This window comes from Clostridium tagluense (genome assembly GCF_003865095.1).
Classification (GTDB): Bacteria; Bacillota; Clostridia; order Clostridiales; family Clostridiaceae; genus Clostridium_AD; species Clostridium_AD tagluense.
Genome location: NZ_BHYK01000004.1, coordinates 89,706 through 110,446, shown reverse-complemented (window position 1 = coordinate 110,446; position 20,741 = coordinate 89,706). Strand labels below are relative to the sequence as shown.

Genomic DNA, 20,741 nt, shown 5'->3' with positions numbered 1-20,741 from the left:
ACAAAAAGGGAGAGGTATAAAGCATGTTTATTGAAGTGTCTAATTTAGAAATGCAGTATCACAAGGGCACAAAAGCCCTTGATAATATATCTTTATCCATTGGTGAAGGAGTTTTTGGACTTTTGGGTGAAAATGGTGCAGGAAAAACCACTTTAATGCGAATTCTTGTAACGTTAATGAATCAAACTAGTGGTACAGTTAATATAGATGGTACAATTATTAATTCAAAAAACGCCTCAAAAACAAGATGTAACATTGGGTATTTACCTCAAGAACTTGGACTTCATCCAAACTTAACAGTTCGTGAAACCTTAGATTACTTTGGAATATTATCGCTTATGAGTCTTTCAGATAGGAAGAAACAGATTGCCATACTACTAGAAGAAACGAATCTAGAAGAACATGCTAATAAGAAAATAAGGCAGCTATCAGGCGGAATGAAGCGTAGGGTAGGATTAGCTCAAGCAATGCTAAATAATCCTAATCTAATAGTAGTAGATGAACCGACTACTGGTCTTGATCCAGAAGAGCGGATTAGAATTCGAATGCTTATAAGCAAGATTTCTAAAGGGCGTACTATAATCCTATCGACTCATGTAGTAGAAGACGTCGCAAGCATTTGTAATAAGCTAGCTATCATGGAAAAAGGTGAAATAATATTTACTGGATCAGTTCCTGAATTAATTAATATTGCAAACAATCATGTGTTTACAAAAAATGTGCAGAATGAAGCTGAACTAATTCAATTTAGCAAGCAACATATTATTACAAATAGTGTTTACACCAGCAAAGGTATATGTGTTCGTTTTATAAGTGATTTTAAAGTAGAAGATTCGGTAGCTGAAAATCCTAACATAGAAGATGCTTATATTTATGTAAGAAATACACTACATAAGAAGGTGAGTAAATGAGAGCCTGGTTAGAAATTGTTGGTTTTGAAATAAAAATCCAAGCTAAGAGTAAATTTTTTTGGATATTAACTTGTATGCTACTAGTGTTATCTATTAGTGCTAGTATTAAATATTTTAATCATTATAAGCTTAAGACACCAGCAGATTTAATTAGTATATTAAGCTCCAGTACAGCAGGTGACGTTTCAATACCTGTTTCAGGTAAAGAGCGAAATACTTATTTTATAAAACAGATTTCTAATGGATTTATAATTAGTAACAAGCAGGATTCAGATAAAATTATTGAATGGCTATCACTAAAAATTTATTCTCGAGAAACATGGACAAGGGATAGTCTTAGAGAGGTTCAGAGGCAGATGTATCAGAAATTCCCATCAGTTAAGGAATACAGTCAAGATAGGCTTTACAATACTTATACGATGAGTGCGGATAAACTGGACGCAACATATTCTGAATTTATGAGTTATTTACATAAAACAAATCAAACATTTGCTACTTCTTTTGCACGGCAATATGCCCAAGATACTGCTATGTATGTATCAATGATCTTTATACTCTTTTTTGCATTTCTTTTCCAAAAGGAACTGCAACCATCTTTGCATGAACTGTTACTTTCAAAGCCAATATCAAAGATAACCTATATTACTGCAAGATTTACAGGTGCATTTTCAATGTGCTTATTTGCAATAGCATTTAATACTATGATTTTTAGCATATGGGAGATAATATTTTGCTGTAAAGGGGGAATGCCCTTATATCTAGGTGCATTATGGACAAATATATTATTCTATACCGTTCCAACTGTTTTATTCTATGCAAGTCTTATGGTTTTAATTTCTCTTATATTCCGAAATGGATTTGCTGCAATACCCCTTTTTTTTATAACTATATTATCTTCTATGATGACAACAAAATTACCGGATGGTACCTCAGTACAATGGATGTGGCTTGCCCCAATTATATCATACGATAAATTTTATCAGTTAGTTCCACCGAGGCAAATGCAAGCCTATATTATCAATCGTATTGGGCTTTGTATTTTAGGTGTGATTTTCATTTTAGCATCTTGTCATATTTGGGCTAGAACCAGCGAGGCTAGAAAACGAAGTAGAAAGTTCAAATTTTCTCATGTTAGTTCAATAAAGTATTTAAATCCTCCCAAAAACATTGGAGCTTTTGCGTTTGTAAAATATAATGCAAAAATAGCTGCCTCACCAATTCAATTATCCATTGCATTTATATTACTACTTTCTACTATAAGTATAATGCTTACTGCCAACAAGGGGGTAACAGAGATAGGAATGTCAATGTTAGGAACTGTAGCATGGGCATCAGTAATTATATTTGCAAATATTTACAGCATAGAATATTCACATAAAACTATGGATAATTTTTATTTAACGGATAGAAATAAATTGGGAATCATGGCTAGAAGAATAGTTATCAACTTATGTTTTATATTCATAATGGTTAATGTTATATTTTTTATTGATTTATTTTTGGTTAATAAACCAGATAATAATATTATTATGGGTACGGTTATTTTAACGAGCTATTTTAAGACAATTATTACTTGCATGTCATGTTCGCTTTTTTTCGGGGTGTGTTCCATGACAATTTCCAATTTTTTCTGTACTGGTATAGGAGGAATAGTTGGAGGCTTTTTAATCAATGCAATTTTTCTTTCCAATGCAGTTGCTAATAGATATTCCATATTTAATATTTATATTTCAAATTTATCTTATACAAATATTAATCAAGATCCTGCGCTATGGTGGAAAAGCGCAATTGTTTTTGCAGGTATATCATTTTTAATTTTTATCATAAACAAGTGGCTAATATATTGTTCAAGTAAACTATCTCCCTTAGGCAATTATTAATGTACTAGCTAAACAACTATACTATAAAAAGCATTGACATGTACCTTACTGTCAGGTTTAAAATTGAATTACAAGGGAGGGTTGCTGTATGAACATAAAAGCTGCTACTGAAAAAACTGGATTAACTAAAAGGGCAATAAAGTATTACGAAAGTGAAGGCTTAATTACACCTTTAAAAAATATTGAAAATAATTATAGAGAGTACACTTGTCAAGATGTTATAAAGCTTAATTTGATAGGGGCACTTAGAGCAGTGGATATTTCCATTGCGCAAATCAAAACTGTGACTTCTGGTAACAAAAGTATTCCTGAAGTTATGAGACAGGCTCTTTCCAGAATAGATAAAGATATTGACGATTTAGAAAAAAGTAGATTAATTATTTTAAACATTATCGACAAAAATTTAACTGATTATGATACTGCGGGAGAACATATAAAGCTACTTCGCGAAACCTTAGAATTGTCCATAGGGGAAAAGCGTCTATAGAATAGATGTTATTATAATTGAAGGACTCCTTAATTTTAAGGAGTCCTTTTTGTTAAGATAAAGCTGGCAGCTCAAAGTTCATACATTTTTTATAGATTTCTTCGTGAACCAAAGCTTTGATATGAGTGCCTCCTTCAATATAATCCTCACTAATAACATTGGAATTTTCATGAAGTAATGAAATTAATTTTTGCTCATCATAAGGGATAATAAATTCTTTTTCTATTAATTTAATCGGAATTTCTCTACCTATAATATGCAGCAATTCATGTAAATTTAGTTCCTTTAGAGCGCTGACTTCTATTATTTTTTTACCTTTTAAGAAATCACGTATTCCCTTTAAATTTTTATGGGAGGCTTTATCAACTTTGTTTAAAACAACTATAGTGTTTTTATCTTTAGCATTAAGTTCATTAAGAACTATGTTTACTGATTGTATTTGTTTTATTGCCTCTTCATTGGCCGCATCCACCACATGTAAAAGTAAATCAGCGGAGGTAACTTCTTCTAAGGTGGATTTAAAGGCGTTAACAAGCTCATGAGGAAGCTTACTGATAAAACCAACGGTATCCGATAAAGCAATTTTTCGGTTGTCGCTTAAAGTTATAGCTCTAACGGTAGTATCTAATGTTGCAAAAAGCATGTCAGCTTCTAGAACGTCTTGTTTATTTATATTATTGGATGAAGAAATTTCACAGAGCTTGTTTCTTAAAGTTGATTTACCTGCATTAGTGTAGCCCACAATAGCTACCTTGCTGATATTATTTTTAGTTCGTTTTGTTTTTTGGACAATTCTTTGCTCTATCACTTTAGACAGCGTATTTTTTATTTCTTCTATTCTGTATTCTATGTGTCTTCTATCAGTTTCAAGCTTTTTTTCTCCAGGGCCCCTTGAGCCAACGCCACCTTTTACCCCGACACCGCCTTTAATTCTTGCAAGGTTTGCATTTGCATCTCTTAATCTAGGAAGTTTATGATTAAGAATAGCAAGCTCAACTTGCAGTATACCTTCCTTGCTCTTAGCACGTCTTGCAAATATATCTAGGATCAAGGTAGTTCTATCTATTACTTTGCATTTAATAACTTCTTCTAAATTTCTAACCTGAGAACTTGATAGCTCATCATCAAATATTACTACATTCGCATTTTTTAGCTGTTTTAAATGTGCTATTTCCTGAACTTTACCTTGCCCTGCATAATAAGCAGAGTCTACTTTATTTTTCTTTTGAATCACCTTGCATACAGAAGCAACATTGCAAGCTTCAGCAAGATTGGCAAGCTCCTCAAGACTTTCTTCGCCATCGGTTCCCACTAAAATAGCTCTTTCTATATCATCTTCATATTTGATTAGGTTACTAGTTATTTTATCAATATAAGCTACTTTATCTCTAAAATTTAATTGTAATGAGGTTTCTAAGTTTAAGGTTTCAAGCTCTCTAAAGGTTAGGATATTATTGTAAACATCACAGAAACCTATATTTATCTTAACATCTTTCATGTTTTCTTTAACTCCAATTGCAGCAATAGCATCTAATTTTAGGTCTACTAAAGCTGAAGTATCCATTGAAGACAGTGTGCTATCACCAGTAGGATGGGTATGAATTACCCGAAATCCACTTAACTTTTTACCCGGAGCATCCATAGAAGGTATTTCAGCACTATTGATGTTACCAACTGAAATAGCAGTGAGTTTACCTCGCCTATTAATAACAACACATAGTTCTTTTTTTATTATTCTACTAATTTCATTCATTTCTTTTACCAATTCATAAGAAAAAACGCTGTCATTATCTATTGTTAATTCATATAAGTTTTCTAGTCTTTCAAGTATTATTTTTTTAATTCCATTAATATTTCCTGTTATCATATAATTTCCTCCCATCAAAAAATATTTATAATATAATTATCTTAATTTCGTTTCTATCTATAAAAGTTTTAACCTCATTTTTTTGCCCCCTATTTAAAAATTTAACTTTATTGCTCAGATTAATATTATTATTTTAGGCTCATTTCTAACTCCCCCTAAAGTAAATTTGTGTTAGCTATTTTTGAAGTTGCATAAATATATAAAAGCCACAAAAACAATGTAAACTATAGAAGTTTAGCATTGATTTGCGGCTAAAATATTGATAAAAATCTAAAAACCGCAGATTTCCTCTGCGGTAATTATATATAAATTTAAATAGATGAAAAAACTAAAAAAAATCAGCTTAATTTCTATTTAATAGAACCAATTTCTAACTTGGCTCCTTAAGATATAACAAAACCGCAGATATGAAGTCTGCGGTCAAAACTTTTACACATCAAATAACATAGTATATTAAATCTTAACATACCTAATTTACTGACAGCAGACTGTATATTTTATTTATTGAGTGTGCTTTAATCTTATCTTTATAAATTAACATTTTACAGTCTCCTTTCAGAAGTTTTTAATATATTTTATGTATTTATTTTAACCTAAATTTTCTCAGTTGTAAATACTTTTTTTAAAATAAAAAGAAAATTTAGGTAAAAATAAAAATATTTACTAGAAGATTTTTATTGGAAAATTTACTGAAAATTTGAATTGATATTTGTTTATGTTTGGATACTTACTAAAAGATAAAAATAACAATATTACTGTATCAAATCAGATAATTAGAGAAAGAATTCCTTCTGAAATGTGGTTAAATTATTATGAATTAAGTATATAATAAAAAATATAACAGTGAAATATATTGGCAATTGATGAAATAAATATTCACTTGTATATAACAAAAAACTAATAAATTGTAAATACTGAGGGGAAGGTAGGGAACGTTTATATTATGAGAGCAGAAAGGTTTTTATCAATTTTAATAATTATTTCTCAAAAAGGTTTGGTAACAGGAAGAGCACTTGCCGAACATTTTGAGGTATCTTTAAGAACAATATACCGTGATATAGAAAAAATAAGTGAAGCAGGGGTTCCTATAGCAGCTACCGGTGGTAAGGGTGGAGGTTATTATATTATGGAGAACTATACTTTAAATAATCTATTTCTTAATAAAAAAGAAATTGAGCCTTTGATTGCTGTAATGGATAATCTAAAGTTTTTATTCGGGAACAACCCACAATTTAATGATATAGTACTTAAGTTTGAAACTTTACGTAACACTGAAAAAAAGGAATGTGATAATCTTAGTATAGATATGTCTCACTTTAGTATGGAGAAAGAACTTAGAGAATATTTATTCCTTATGAATAAAGCAATTGAAGAAAATAGAATATTGGAGTTTGAATATATAAATAGAAAAATGGAATATTTAAAGAGAGTAGTGGAACCAATTCAGATAGAATTCACGGATGGGCATTGGTATATTATTGCATTTTGCACAATAAGAAAAGACTATAGAAAGTTTAAACTTGTTAGAGTAAGAAATATGAAGCTAGGCGGTGTATTTAAAAAAAATCTAATTTCAAAAGAGGAAATAAAAAAAATATTTAGTGAAAGTTATGAAAAAAATAGTATTTTAGTTACATTAAAGTTTTCTAGTGAAATAGGTGGGCAATTAAGTGAATATTTTTCAAAAGAAAAAATTACACTTTTGGAAAATGGAACGTATATAGTTGAAGATTTCTTTCCTGAGGATGAAGGACTGAAGAAATTTATTTTAGGATTTGGTAACGACTGTGAAGTCATAGGGCCAGATAAATTAAGAAAAAAAATGGTGGAATACATAAAAAATATATACAGTAAATACAATGACTGACATATAGGTGTCAGTCATTGTGTTTTATAATGGAAGAATAGAACTTTGAAGAAATTAAAAAAATACTTAGGGAGCTATAAAATAAAAGAAAGAAGGTTATGAGATGAATGTATGTGTTCTTTATTATGATGGGTTTTGTGAATTTGAAGTTGTTTTTGCCTTTGCTAAGTTTAGGAATAATATTTTTTCCGTAGCTTTAGAAAATCGTGTGTATATAAGTGAAGAAAACCAAAAATACTTGCCAGATAAAACAATACAACAATTAAATCCAGATGATATTGATCTTTTTATTATCCCTGGTGGAAACCCTGTGCAACTTTATGAGAAAACAGAACTAAAAGAGTTTATCTTAAAATTAAATGAAAAAAATAAATTCATTGCAGGTATTTGTGGTGGAACTGAACTTATGGTATATTACGGATTGCTTGATAATAAAGAGGCTAACGGTGATGGTGAAGGATTTAGAGTAGATGAAAGCAATAAGCATATATATGAAAAAATAATTATAGTAGATAGGGATGTGGTTCGAGATGGGAATTGTATAACTTCAATTGGACAAGCGTTTATTGAATTCTCTATTGAACTTGGCAAAGTAATGAATATTTATAAAAATGATGAGGAAATTAAAGATGATTATAACTGGTTTAAAAATATTAAAGATAAAGGCTATGTTAAAGAGTAGTGTTGAAAATCATATACACCAATTATATCCAATATTATCCTTTTGTTGTATAATGGAGTTAATTCGGACTTATATTCTAAGGCGGTGCTATAGATTATTTATATTATATAAACTTTACTACGGAGGTACTTATGAAAACACACTATTATTTCGGTTGGTTTAACGATGGTTTTTTTGAGAAGCTGGTCAGGTTGTTGCATGAGGATATAACTGATAGAAAATCGCTTGTTATGATTAGCGGGAATCCATTTCTTCATGAAGATGAGGAAGTTGGTGCTACTGAACGCTCGTGGCTTGACCAGGCCAACATTATGTTTGATGAATATCACTTAATTGATTATGGCGTACAGAAGGAAGAGGCCCAAAAATTAATTCAAAATGCTTCGGTCATTTTCTTGTTGGGTGGAGAAGACATTGAACAGAACGGTCTTTTGATTAAATATGAATTGTCGGATTTCATTAAAAAAAGCGGAGCCGTTGTGATGGGAACAAGTGCTGGTGCGATAAATATGTCCGCTAAATGGTTATGCTCTGAAGGTGAAAAAAGCTCTATTTACGACGGTATCGGCCTTGACGATTTTTCTGTCCTGTCTCATTATGATCTTGAAAATAACATTGCGCATATTCAAGGCGATCTATCTCCCTTATTAGAAGAAATGAATGTTTATGCGTCGAACAAAGATTGCGCTGTACGTGTAAAGGGAGACAAAATCGACATTTTAGGCAATGTATATTTAATTTCCCACTCAAAGATTCAGAAGTTGGATGAGACGTTTTAGTTGTGGTGAGTGGATATGGCTTAACTGAGTTAATTTCTTTATGCAAAACTTCTGCAACAGACAAGTTCATGGTCGCGTACAGTATAAGCATAATCTACAGTAAGTTTCTTGCACAATATTCTAATATGACGCAATAAAGGCAGCCTGAGAGGTTGCCTTTCAATTTCAACATTATTCTTAAACAGAGTCAAGACAAAAAATAAAAGTGCACTTTTGCATATGTAAGAACAATATTTATATCTAGATATAAAATTATATGAATTTAACGACATTTGAGAAGGAAGCCTCCAACTTCTATAAGTGGGGGTAATATGCTACAACAAAAAGAAAACTTCAGTGGGAGTCTAAATCTCCTTCTGAAGTCGTTAATTGCAGCATCACAGATGATGATTTAAGGAGTTTTGATCGAAATGTTAAAAAGAGAATTAATACCAGGAATAATACAATATATGTTTCAGCCATTACCTGGGAATCACTTTGGAAATAGTATAACAGCTTTAATTAATGATAATAAAGTTCTTCTGATAGATACTGGATATGAGGAGCAAGCTTTACTGGTACTTCAGGATATGAAAAGCAATGGACTATATATTGAAAAAATAATCATCTCGCATTTTCATGATGATCATATGCAAGGGCTAAAAGTATTGCCAAGAAAATCATTATATGGTAGCAAGCATTATAAGACTACACTAGACCTGTGGACAGAAAGGGAAGAGCATAAGTATTTTATTCCAACAACCTTAATTGAAGAGCAATTTCGTATTAAATTCGGGAAACATCAGCTTACATTGATTCCTTTTCCAGGACATTCATTATGTACTATTATTATAAAAATTAATGAGCAGTATATACATATTGCTGATGAACTAATGTTTTCGAATGATGGCACGCCACTACTACCCTCAACAGATCCAAATTGTATAAAAAGGCATTTGGAATCTTTAAATAGATTAAAAGAATACAGTGCTTATACTTTGTTACCAAGTCATGGATTACAAATTAGTGGTAAGGGGAAAATAGAGAAGGAGATTGATAATAGAATTGCATATTTTAATGCAATCCTAAGCAGTAATAGAAGAATTTCCTACGAAGAAGCTATACAAGATTGTGATTGCGAATTTTTAGATAGTAAATCGCATAAATATGTTTATGATTAAGATTTAAGCATATTTTTAGAAAGACTGTTGATATTAATCTATAAGGACTATCTCAAAATATTTTTTTGAGATAGTCCTTATAGATTTTATATGCTTTTAATTGGAATATAAATTTTCATTGAAACTTTATCATATTCCCAGGGATGACAATGCTCATCATAGTGCTCAAAGTCAAATTTATCCTCATCAATTTCATATTGTGAATTTGGGAACCATTGCTCAAGTATATAGGTCCAGGTTCCATTTATGGAAGCTACAAAGTCATCTTCATGTACCTGTGGCGATGTAAATACCGCATAGGTAGCAGCAGGAATCTCTAGTTTGCACATATCATCAGTGGCTTTATCAAAGCTATCAACACCAACGGCCATTAGATATGAAAAGTCATCAGTAGCCATATTGGTATTAATACAGATGCAATACTCTCCATGCCTTGGCGGATTTAGCTGCTTATACAATTTCTCTTCACAATTATTATCATCAAAACCACGTTGGGCCCAGAATGCTGGAATATCGCTTGAACGTAATATATTTTTAAGGTTATTCTTAAATTCATACCCAACAACCTTAAAGCTAGGCATTTCAATTATTTTAGGTTCCATAATAATCCCTCCAGTTAAATTTTCTCTTAAATATACTAAATTAATTTTTGGGGGTAATCCCTTTGGAGCATGAAGTCTGTATAGACTTGGGGGATAACCAAAAGCAAGTTTAAAGGCCTTATTAAAACCTCCATGAGTTTCATAGCCATAATCCATTGCGATATCAATTATCTTTGCTCCAGTGCTTAAATCATGTAAAGCGAATTGCAGTTTTCTTTTTGTCACATAATCCATTACAGACATATGGACAAAACTACTGAATATTTTATAAAAATGATAGGTTGAAAAACCTGCAATTGAAGCTAGCGTATCTAAAGATATATTATCCTGGATATGCTCATCAATATAATCTATAGTTTTTTGAATCAAGTTAATATACTCCATCAAGTCACCTCATTTGAAATCATTAATTCCCGCAGGGTAATTATATAATAACATTTATAAATATAATTTCTTATCCTAATTTGTTAATATTGGAATTAGAAAATAGGAAAGGAAATTATGGACTAAAACCGGTTAAAGATAAAAAGTAGATTCAACAAAATAAAGGTTATTTAATTTCTTTTATGAAAAAAGATTTATAAAGGATTTATAACTAAGATTATTGAAGTAGAGTAAAGAATATTTAAATTTATTTATTTGTTGATTAACCATTTTATAAATGGCGCCACTATATATATGAAGACAATAAAGGGACCGCAAAATTAATTGAGGGAATTGGTGAGATATGGACAAACAACAAGTTGTTTATGAAAAAATAACAGATTGTATGAAGACAATATTTGCATTTTGTCTTTCGCGGACTTCTAGCAGTGAAGATGCTGAAGATTTATCACAGGAAATAGTGAAGGAAGTTTTAAAGAATGCGAATTCACTTCGTGATGAACAGGCTTTTTATGGTTGGATGTGGGCTATTGCAAATAACGTGTACAAAGGGTACCTGCGTAAGCGTAAAAAAACAGAGCATTATGGTATTGATGAAAACTTGGTAGATAGCTTATGTGAAATGCCCGAAACAGTAGTGGTTCAAAATGATGAACTAAATATTTTAAAAAGAGAGCTTTCTTTGTTATCAGAGCGTCATAGAAAAGCCACCATAATGTACTATATTGATAATAAAAGCTGTAACCAAATTTCACAGGAACTTCAAATTTCTTTGGAAATGGTCAAATATTTGCTCTTCAAATCTAGAAAAATATTGAGAGAAGGTATGAATATGACAAGAGAATATGGAGAAAAAAGTTATAATCCCGGAATTTTCAGTGTGGATGTGTGGATGAATGAAATGGAATATAAACTTTATTATGAGCTATTTGAGAGAAAATTACCAGGAAATATTTTATTAGCTGCATATTATAATCCAATGACAATAGTAGAAATGAGTATTGAATTAGGGGTTGCAGCTCCTTATTTGGAAGATGAGATTAAAATTCTTATGAACCACAATTTAATTAAACAACTTCAAAATGCCAGATATCAAACAAATATAATTATTTTTACTCAAAGCTGTGAAGAAGAGATATATACAAAAACAAAGGATATTCACCGTTCAGTAGCAGAAGAACTTTTTCAATTTATTGAAAAAAATCAGGATGAAATAAGAAAGATTAATTTTATAGGCTCTGATTGTAATAAAAATAGGCTTTATTGGTTAGCAACTCATATAGCTTTATTGAGTGGATTGTTTCAGGCACAAGAGGAGGAAAGTGAAACTACAGAAGAATTTCCGTTATTGTCAAATGGCACTCACGGGTATATTTGGGGGAATAATAAAGCTAGGGCAAACGATTTGTTTAATGGATTATATGGCGAGTGTGAAGTGAAAGCTGATAGTGACTGGATCAATGTATGCAATTTTAAAATTATAGAGAAATGTCAAGAATTTCATCCAAGAGATTCTAAGATTGATGTGCTTATAAGAGCAGCAAGACATAATATTAAAGAGGATAATAGCGAAGTTCTTGCTGAACTTATTAGTGAAGGCTATATTACAAATAATAATAGAGAATATAATGTTAATTTCCCTGTGCTTACTGAAAGTCAATACCATGATTTTGTCCATTTAATGGAGCCTGCTATTAAAATAATAAAAGAAAATATAAAACTAACGGCTTTTGAGTCAACGAAGGTTGTACAAAATCATGCACCATCGCAATTGTTAGATATATGTCCTGCAGTTTCACAGCTAAAATATAAAGTGGATTCAGTTGGACATATTGCTGAACAAATGTGTACCAAGGGATATTTAGTTGTACCTAATTCTTTAGAAAAACTAGGTATGTATGCAGTACTGAAATAGAAATAGTAAGTAGCCTGAGCAAATTTACAGGCTACTTTTCTTTTTTAACATAACAAACACAATAACTATACCCATTAATAAAATAATAGTTGTTGCAAAACCTGCTTCAGGACCAAATGCACCACCTGTAAACCATTGGGCTCCTGTTAAATTTAATTTTAGTAAGCTACCAGTACCTAGACTTGATCCACTTACTTCTAATCCGAAAATATTACCTTGAGCCCAATTCCAGGCACAATGTAACCCACAAGCTCCCCACAAATTATGGGTTCTAATTACATAAAGCCCGAAGAATATTCCTACAAGGATAATATTCATAATAGCGATAATACTTACATTCTGGTTGAATATATGAAGCAAACCAAATAATGATGAAGAAACAAATAAACCTATAGGCACATTGTACCTTGCGCCTATTACATTCATAAGCCATCCTCTTGTTACCACTTCTTCCGTTCCACTTTGTATGATCCATCCCGGTAAAATAATAAATATGCTACTTAAAGCAGATATTCCTACAGGAATTACTGGATTTTTATCGACTACAACATGACCAGTTATAGAAAGTAATACAATTACTGCAGTAAACATTATAAATCCAAAAACAAAACCAAGTAAATACTTTTTTATAAAATTTTCTTTGCAAAAACCTAGGCTAGAAATATCACGTTTCTCAATAAATTTTACCCAGGCAAATACTAATAAAGATATAAATAGGAAAGTAAATGAAAGATAAAACAGTGATTTTGCTATAGAATCATGAACTAAAGGGCTCAATAATGAAAACATAATAACACCAATAAGCTGACCCACAATCATGAAAATAATAGCTAAGATAGGAGCTAAAATTATATGGGGTAAAAATTTAGCTGCTTTTGTTTGTTTAAATAAGCCTGTTTCATTTGAAAACATAGTTTCATCTCCTTAACTTTGAAATATGTATTAATTATATAATTAATAACTTGAAATAGACCTAAATTAATTATTTTTTGGAAAAAATACACTTTAGTAAATAAAGAGGAGAATTGTGCATTTAAAATCAGTTTGTTCTAATACAGTAATGTATAAATATGAATAATATGCTATAATTTCCATAAAGTTAGGTTGGAATTGCATAATAAAGTGAAAAGTATTTATAGTTTAAGGAGGTAGCCTATGAAAAAAGAAAACATATTTACAAAATGCTCATTAGGCATTTTAATAGTATCATTTTTGGTATTAGTAAATGAGTTTATTCAACTAATACCGACTCAGTCTACAGCTTTAGAAGGATTATTATTGTATTTTGGGCCATCTATGTTTGCAATTATTGGTGGAATACTTTGAACAATTGGATTAATTAAACACAAAACAAAATTAGGTTTATTCTTAATAGCAATTAATTTTATATTATTATTTTGGCCAATATTTTTTTGGCATTTAGGAACTCTCATTTGGGGAGTATAGAAATTATAAATTTTATAATAGATATGGAAGGAATTGAATTATGTTAAAATTTTTAATAGATACTGAAATAGAATATACAAAATGCTTTTCTAAATACTTTGAAGATGAGAAAATTATTAGGTTTAGAGATGAGCATATTTGTAATATGTTTGCTCATAACTATACTTTAGTAAAGTGCTGTATGTCTGAACAGGAAATATATGATCTAATAATAAAAGAGATTATGCGCAGTAAGAAAGAAGGCAAAAGCTTCCTGCAAGTTGAATATAACTTTAATATAGGCAGTGAGCTATTAAATTCCTTTGAAATTAAACCTGAAGTAACAATACAGGATTATATGTATATTACATCAGATAAATTTAATGTTTTATGTGGAAATAATGAATGCACTATAAAATCCGCAAAAACAGAAGATGTTATGGAAGATGGTATTAGAGTTGATATTGAGGCAAATTCACATGCTATGGGAGAAGATTTCGCAATTAAGAGAATCCAAAGAAAAGCAATGGCTTATAGAGCAGAAAATAATCTTGATTTTTTTCTGTGTTATCATAATGAAGTCCCTATGGGTAACTGCGAGTTATTTTTTAACAAAAAAACTGCTAAAATTGAAGATTTTGATATTTTAGAGAAATATCAAAGAAAAGGGTTTGGTACCTCGGTCTTGAAAGAATTGCTAAAACGTTCTAGTGATTTTGGTGCAGAGACGGTATATGTATTAACAGATAGCGAAGATACTGCTAAAGAAATGTATAAAAAATGTGGGTTCTTAAAAGTTGGGTCCAAAACTATACTTAACTTTACAATATAAACTGGAGGAATTTATGCAAAATATAATTCATATATGTTTTTCACCAAGTGCAGGTGGAAGTTTGAGATACGCTATTAATAATAAAAAATTATTGGAAGGTAAAGGAGTTATTAGTTTTGATGATGATATTTCACAAGGCATGATAAGAGATGGGATAAACACAGATGAAAGAATGCATTGGTGGAATAGAATTAGTGGAAAAGATGAGGTTACTTCCTTAGAGTCTAATTATCTGAAGGAAGGTTATCGAGAATTCTATAAAAGTATTTCGAAAATTAAGGATTCAGATGTGATTTATCTATGGTATGGACACTGCGGTAATGAGATTTGTGGGATGCTGTATACCTTGGAACTTTTAAAATATAAAACCACCAATATGTATCTTATAAATGTATCAGATATGATTGAGGAGTCTTCAAATGATTTATATACATATATCTCTATGTCAGAAATTATGCCTGAAAAGTTAAAGTCATTTATTAAACTAAAAAGAAAAATTGAATTAAAGGAATATGATACTTTACTAAATGAGTGGAATTCATTAAAAAATGATAATTTAATACTTCGTATTTTTAAAGATGGTAAGATAAGAAGTGTAAAAGATGATTATTTTGATATAGATATATTAAAGTATACAGAAAAGGAATTTAGAAAATCAGCAAGAATTGTGGGAAGTGTAATGGCATTTAGTGAAATACGAATTTCTGATGGCTACATATTTTGGAGGATAAAAGAGCTTGTGGAATTGGGAATGATAGAATTCAAAGGAATATTTGGGGTTATGAGGGAAATGGAGATCAAAATAACACAAAAAGGACTTGAATACATTAGAAATGATTTAAAAGCAATGGAATTTTGGGAAAATAGAGAAGGTGGCTTGCAGAAACAAATAGAAATTACAAATGAAGCTAAAAAACAAGGAAGGATGGAAGAAAAAATAACTATAGCAAAAAAACTTATTGATGTTTTAGATATGGAAACCATTGCGGAAAAAACAGGATTAACTATTCCACAAGTTAGAAATCTAAAAAATGGTGAAAAGATGTTATAACACATATTTTGGTTATTGTAACAAAATCATTGGCAATATACAAATTTTTAATTGAATTAAAGATAACTCTTTATCTTACAGCGCCTCAAATTGATCATCTAATATTATTTATAAATTCTATGGTGACAAAAGGCTACTGTGGAAAAATAACTGACGTTTCAGACTTTATGACGGTTAGGCATAGGACTAATGAGCATGAAATAAGAAAGATTAATTTTATAGGGTCTGATTGTAATAAAAATAGGCTTTATTGGTTATCAACTCATATAGCTTTATTGAGTGGATTGTTTCAGGCACAAAAGGAGAAGAGTGAAACTATAGAAGAATTTCCGTTATTGTCAAATGGTAATCACGGGTATATTTGGGGGAATAATAAAGCTAGGGCAAATGATTTATTTAATGGATTATATGGCGAATGTGAAGTGAACCCTAATAGTGACTGGATGATTGTATATAATTTTAGCATTATAGAGAAGTGCCAAGAATTTCATCCAAGAGATTCTAAGATTCATGAGGTATCAACATTGCTTACGCTTACTCCAGAGAAATTCCCAGCACTAAATAGGTTATATGAAGCAACTGGATTTAAGTTAGTTGGAAACAGATATACATGGGAAAAAGTTAAAGAATAACATGAGAATATTATGTTATGCTATAAAAGTGAAATCAAATTTTTTTAACAAAAAAACTGCTAAAATTAAGATTTTGATATTTTAGAGAAATATCAAAGAAAAGGGTTTGGTACCTCGGTCTTGAAAGAATTGCTAAAACGTTGTAGTGATTTTGGTGCAGAGACGGTATATGTATTAACAGATAGCGAATATACCGCCAAAGAAATGTATAAAAAATGTGGGTTCTTAAAAATAGGGGCGAAAACTATACTTAACTTTACAATATAAACAGAAATAATAACAATAAGGAAGGTGAAAACTATGAAAAAAATACACATTGCAAATGGAAACATCAGTGCATCTGAGATTGCCTTAGGATGCATGAGAATAAATAGTCTTTCAACAAGCGAAGCATCAGTGCTTATTAATACTGCAATAGAAGAGGGAATCAATTTTTTTGATCATGCTGACATTTATGGTGGTGGTAAATCTGAAAAAATCTTTGCAGATGCTATTGATATGAAGTCCAGCATTAGAGAAAAAATTATAATTCAGACTAAGTGTGGCATAAGAGATGGATATTTTGATTTCTCTAAGCAACATATAATAGATTCTATAGAGGGCAGCCTTACGCGTTTGAATACGGATTATATAGATATTATGTTACTTCACCGTCCGGATACTCTTATGGAGCCGGAAGAAGTTGCAGAAGCTTTTTCAAAGCTCCATAGCAGCGGAAAAGTCAAATATTTTGGAGTATGTAATCAGAACCCTATGCAAATTGAACTATTGAATAAATACTTAAATAACAAAATTATTATAAATCAGCTACAGCTAAGTATAACGAATACGGGTATGATTGATTCTGGAATGAATGTAAATATGCAAATTGATCCCTCTATTAATAGAGATGGAAGTATTCTTGAGTACTGTCGCTTGAAGGATATTACTATACAGGCATGGTCTCCCTTCCAGTACGGTTTTTTTGAAGGCGTATTTTTAAATAATGATAAATTCCCTGAGTTAAATAATAAAATAAACGAAATTGCAGCTACTAAAGGTGTAACCAATTCAGCCATTGCAATTGCATGGATTCTAAGGCATCCTGCTAAAATCCACCCATTAGTTGGTACAACAAACGCAAAGCGGTTAGTGGATATTTGCAAAGCTTCACAGGTTGAACTAACAAGGCAGGAATGGTATGAAATTTATAGGGCGGCAGGTAATAAGCTTCCATAATTAAGCTCAATCTTGCAAATGTAGTAGTGGAACATTGAATTTACTCAGTAGGGTATTGGTGAAAAGATATTATAAGACAGAATTTATAATATGAAGGTAATTTTAAATAAAATAATTACCTTTGGAAAAGAGCTAACTGAATCAATAGTAGGTTAGTTCTTTTTTTGTTCCAAAAATATTCTGTCGAAAGTGTTATTTGTTTATTTGAAGTGCTACAGGGAATAATATGATGAAATTATTGGAAAAATAATTAAAATATGTTAATATAGTTATTAAGATTAATACTATAGTTTGATAATGGGGGTAATTTGAATATTAATGCAGGGGATATTAAAAGAGTTAGTCTGGTTTCTTATAACTAGACTGATAATGTACTAACAGGGGGAGATTAATATAAACATTAAAGAGCCAAGTAAAAAGAAAATTATTAATGCTTTATGTATTATAGCATTTTTTATTTCTATGATTTTCATTAAACCTGGGCACAATTATTCAGTGGAATTAAAATCTAGAATGTTTTATGATTTTCGAAATTTTGGTACAGAGTTAGAAAATTCAAATGAACAAATATCACAAATATTGAAAATAAATAATTATAATAAAGAGAAGCAGCTTATAAATAGAGAAATTGTAGTTGATTTTAGTAGATCAAACTCAAGTGCGCAACATATTAGTAATGGAAAGTATTATGATGATTATTGGATAATGCATCTTAATGTAAGTGAAACAATTAAAAATATATTGTCAGATGGGTTAATAAGTCCACCTGAGAAAAAATACTTAGAAAGTCTATATTCCTACAATGATGAGTTAATAAAGGAATGCAAAAGTATACTAGGAAATACATATAAGAATATTGATATTGATTTTGATAATAAGAAGAAACTAGAAAAAAATATAGTTAAAATATATAATAATTACTCAAAAAAATCAGAGGAACTATTAAATACAGAAAAATATAGTTTTATCAAGGAGTATAAGGGTGACTTTAGTGGGAAAGATTTTAATAAATTGGATTTTGAGAACGCAAAAAAGTACTGTAAAGAAACTTTTTTAAAAATAGTTAAAAACATACCCTTAGAGGAAGAGAATAGTACGGAGGGAAATTCAGACACGTATATATTTAAAACTAAATCCTTGCCAATAGATTCTATAATGGAGGATGGGGTAGAGTATAAGATAAATTTCCATAAAAAAACAAAAGAAGTATCAATAGATGCTACTAGATTCACAGTGCCAAATTATGGACTCACAGAGCAGCAACTAGATAAGATAGCCAGGGAAATGCTATTAAAATTTAGTAATAATGCATTTAGATACGATAAAAAAATTAATTATGAAAAAAATACTAAAATCAGAAGTATTGAGTATTCATATATTGAAGAAATGAGTGGTATATATGATGAAATGAAGAAAATAGAAATATGTTTAGAACGTCAAGGACTAATAAGTAAATTTAAAATAGTATATCCCTATGATAAAAAAATAATTGCACCAACAATAAGCAAAGAAGAGATATTAAACAAAATAGAAAAGGGATCTGAAGCAATAGATGTACTCACAATAAGAAATACAGAAGGCAAAACAGAATACGAAGTACATTTAAAACAAAATAATACAGTATATGCAGCTGTATTTGATGGACAAAAGGGCGACCTTAAATATTATGGAAAAGACATAAGAAATTATAAAATCAAGTAAGGTTAAAATTCATTTAGCACCTAACATAAAAAAAGCAGTAGAGAAAATCAATAATTTTCCTAGCTGCTTTTTTTAGTCCTTAATATTTCAACATCTAAGATGATTATTTAACAATTTTTAAAAACTATTTTCTTGAAAAATAAGTTGGAAAATATATTTAAATATGGTATTATATACAAGTAATTATAAATAAACTATGAAAACTCAAGGAGCTTGAACTTAGTAATAGGTGGCTCAATTACTTATTTAAAAGGGGGATTAACATGAAAAAAATTTTATCATCTATTTTGATCATGGCTACATTAATTTTAAACACAACACCTGTTTTTGCATCAGGTGGAAATGAATTGGTGCCTAAGTCAGCAGAGAAGACAATTGAGCAACCACAAAAATCAGCCCAAAAGGAAACAAAAAAAGTATCAAGCGTTATTGAACAAGTAAATCAATCCGTAGTTGCTGTCATAGGAAAAAATACAAACTATAGAGAACAGGAGCAAATATTCTCAAAATTACCTAAAAATTTACAACATGGTTCTGGAGTTGTAATAGGAAAGGAAGGAAGAATTTTAACCAATAACCACGTAGTAGATGGCCTGGCGGACATTTATGTGGTTACATATGATGGTAATGTTTATAAAGCAGAACTTTTATATGCAGATAAGGAAATTGATTTAGCATTATTAAAGATTAATAAGACGGATTTAAAGCCTATAAAATTAGCACTTGAAAGTGAAATAAAAGTTGGGGACGATGTTGTAGCGGTAGGAACACCTTTGTCTTTTGGATATAGAAATAGTGCTTCTAAAGGAATTGTAAGTGGACTAGATAGACCTGTAGAAAGTATGTACACATATTTACAGACGGATGCAGCTATAAACCCAGGTAATAGTGGAGGTCCCCTTATTAATATGAACTGTGAGTTAGTTGGTATAAACACATTAGGATATATGTTCTATCAAGGAATGAGCTTTTCAATTCCTGTGGGAAACATTAATTATTTCCTAGACCATTATAATAAATTTGGCAGGATAAAAAGATGCTTTACTGGCGTTGAGTTTGAAGAAAACTGGGCAGCGATGCTTGGACTTCCTACTAATCAAGGGTTAAAAGTAGTGACACTTCAAAAGGATGCAGTGGTAACGGTGGGTCAGGTAAAGGAAGGAGATATATTAGATGCTATAGATAATAAACCTACTAATTCCATAGCTCATTATAACGAGATTTTAAAAGGACATTTGCCTGGTGATAAGGTGAAATTAACATTTAGTCGTGAAGGTAAAAAATTTGATGTAACAGTGGTTTTAAAGGAAGAAACAAGTAAAGAAAAGAAAAAAGGAAAGGAGTAATA

At 30.4% G+C, this 20,741-nt stretch carries 18 protein-coding genes and 1 pseudogene; 16 read left to right on the top strand and 3 right to left on the bottom strand.

Going from position 1 to position 20,741, the window contains the following annotated elements; genetic code table 11:
* Positions 1-23: 23 nt before the first annotated feature.
* The 3 genes from Ctaglu_RS04640 to Ctaglu_RS04630 all read left to right on the top strand — a co-directional run bounded on the left by Ctaglu_RS04640 (position 24) and on the right by Ctaglu_RS04630 (position 3,278).
* Positions 24-911 carry an ABC transporter ATP-binding protein gene (locus Ctaglu_RS04640; protein WP_124998546.1) on the top strand — a complete coding sequence of 296 codons (888 nt, stop codon included), beginning with the start codon at positions 24-26 and terminating at the stop codon, positions 909-911.
* Entirely contained in the window at positions 908-2,791 is a 1,884-nt protein-coding gene (locus Ctaglu_RS04635; RefSeq protein ID WP_124998544.1) for an ABC transporter permease, read from the top strand. Before Ctaglu_RS04640 ends, Ctaglu_RS04635 begins: the two co-directional genes overlap by 4 nt.
* Before the next feature lie 88 nt (positions 2,792-2,879).
* Positions 2,880-3,278: a MerR family transcriptional regulator gene (locus Ctaglu_RS04630; protein WP_124998542.1), complete on the top strand. Its 399-nt coding sequence runs from the start codon at positions 2,880-2,882 to the stop codon at positions 3,276-3,278.
* A 52-nt stretch (positions 3,279-3,330) separates the two neighbouring features.
* Here Ctaglu_RS04630 and hflX read toward each other — a convergent pair whose 3' ends face one another.
* Positions 3,331-5,145: a GTPase HflX gene (gene hflX, locus Ctaglu_RS04625; RefSeq protein WP_124998540.1), complete on the bottom strand. Its 1,815-nt coding sequence runs from the start codon at positions 5,143-5,145 to the stop codon at positions 3,331-3,333.
* Positions 5,146-6,088: 943 nt separating this feature from the next.
* Between hflX and Ctaglu_RS04620 the strand changes: the two genes are divergently transcribed.
* From Ctaglu_RS04620 to Ctaglu_RS04605, 4 genes are all read left to right on the top strand, one after another.
* The gene (locus Ctaglu_RS04620) at positions 6,089-7,012 is read left to right on the top strand and encodes a helix-turn-helix transcriptional regulator (RefSeq protein WP_124998538.1); all 924 of its coding nucleotides are present in this window, start codon (positions 6,089-6,091) and stop codon (positions 7,010-7,012) included.
* Between the two features lie 103 nt (positions 7,013-7,115).
* A complete protein-coding gene (locus Ctaglu_RS04615) occupies positions 7,116-7,694 on the top strand; it encodes a DJ-1/PfpI family protein (protein ID WP_124998536.1) in 579 nt (192 codons plus the stop codon).
* A 131-nt stretch (positions 7,695-7,825) separates the two neighbouring features.
* Positions 7,826-8,473 carry a Type 1 glutamine amidotransferase-like domain-containing protein gene (locus tag Ctaglu_RS04610; protein ID WP_124998534.1) on the top strand — a complete coding sequence of 216 codons (648 nt, stop codon included), beginning with the start codon at positions 7,826-7,828 and terminating at the stop codon, positions 8,471-8,473.
* Positions 8,474-8,883: 410 nt separating this feature from the next.
* Complete coding sequence (locus tag Ctaglu_RS04605) at positions 8,884-9,633, top strand: MBL fold metallo-hydrolase (protein ID WP_124998532.1); 750 nt, start codon at positions 8,884-8,886, stop codon at positions 9,631-9,633.
* A gap of 86 nt (positions 9,634-9,719) precedes the next feature.
* On the opposite strand, the gene Ctaglu_RS04600 is transcribed toward Ctaglu_RS04605, so the two are convergent.
* Entirely contained in the window at positions 9,720-10,604 is an 885-nt protein-coding gene (locus tag Ctaglu_RS04600; protein ID WP_233439689.1) for an AraC family transcriptional regulator, read from the bottom strand.
* A 358-nt stretch (positions 10,605-10,962) separates the two neighbouring features.
* Between Ctaglu_RS04600 and Ctaglu_RS04595 the strand changes: the two genes are divergently transcribed.
* Entirely contained in the window at positions 10,963-12,534 is a 1,572-nt protein-coding gene (locus Ctaglu_RS04595) for an RNA polymerase sigma factor (RefSeq protein WP_124998528.1), read from the top strand.
* Between the two features lie 24 nt (positions 12,535-12,558).
* Here the strand turns inward: Ctaglu_RS04595 and Ctaglu_RS04590 are convergent, their stop codons facing one another.
* Positions 12,559-13,446: a CPBP family intramembrane glutamic endopeptidase gene (locus Ctaglu_RS04590; protein WP_124998526.1), complete on the bottom strand. Its 888-nt coding sequence runs from the start codon at positions 13,444-13,446 to the stop codon at positions 12,559-12,561.
* A 243-nt stretch (positions 13,447-13,689) separates the two neighbouring features.
* Here Ctaglu_RS04590 and Ctaglu_RS26590 point away from each other — a divergent pair.
* From Ctaglu_RS26590 to Ctaglu_RS04555, 8 genes and pseudogenes are all read left to right on the top strand, one after another.
* A pseudogene (locus tag Ctaglu_RS26590) lies at positions 13,690-13,980 on the top strand (YnaG family membrane protein).
* Positions 13,981-14,020: 40 nt separating this feature from the next.
* A complete protein-coding gene (locus Ctaglu_RS04585; RefSeq protein WP_124998524.1) occupies positions 14,021-14,791 on the top strand; it encodes a GNAT family N-acetyltransferase in 771 nt (256 codons plus the stop codon).
* A 13-nt stretch (positions 14,792-14,804) separates the two neighbouring features.
* Entirely contained in the window at positions 14,805-15,842 is a 1,038-nt protein-coding gene (locus tag Ctaglu_RS04580) for a DUF1835 domain-containing protein (RefSeq protein ID WP_124998522.1), read from the top strand.
* 29 nt (positions 15,843-15,871) lie between these two features.
* Positions 15,872-16,474 carry a hypothetical protein gene (locus Ctaglu_RS04575; RefSeq protein WP_207669449.1) on the top strand — a complete coding sequence of 201 codons (603 nt, stop codon included), beginning with the start codon at positions 15,872-15,874 and terminating at the stop codon, positions 16,472-16,474.
* A gap of 78 nt (positions 16,475-16,552) precedes the next feature.
* A complete protein-coding gene (locus Ctaglu_RS26455) occupies positions 16,553-16,741 on the top strand; it encodes a GNAT family N-acetyltransferase (RefSeq protein WP_124998518.1) in 189 nt (62 codons plus the stop codon).
* A 33-nt stretch (positions 16,742-16,774) separates the two neighbouring features.
* Positions 16,775-17,692 carry an aldo/keto reductase gene (locus Ctaglu_RS04565; RefSeq protein WP_124998516.1) on the top strand — a complete coding sequence of 306 codons (918 nt, stop codon included), beginning with the start codon at positions 16,775-16,777 and terminating at the stop codon, positions 17,690-17,692.
* Positions 17,693-18,187: 495 nt separating this feature from the next.
* Entirely contained in the window at positions 18,188-19,393 is a 1,206-nt protein-coding gene (locus Ctaglu_RS04560) for a hypothetical protein (protein ID WP_207669448.1), read from the top strand.
* Positions 19,394-19,656: 263 nt separating this feature from the next.
* The gene (locus Ctaglu_RS04555; protein ID WP_124998512.1) at positions 19,657-20,739 is read left to right on the top strand and encodes a S1C family serine protease; all 1,083 of its coding nucleotides are present in this window, start codon (positions 19,657-19,659) and stop codon (positions 20,737-20,739) included.
* Positions 20,740-20,741: the final 2 nt, after the last annotated feature.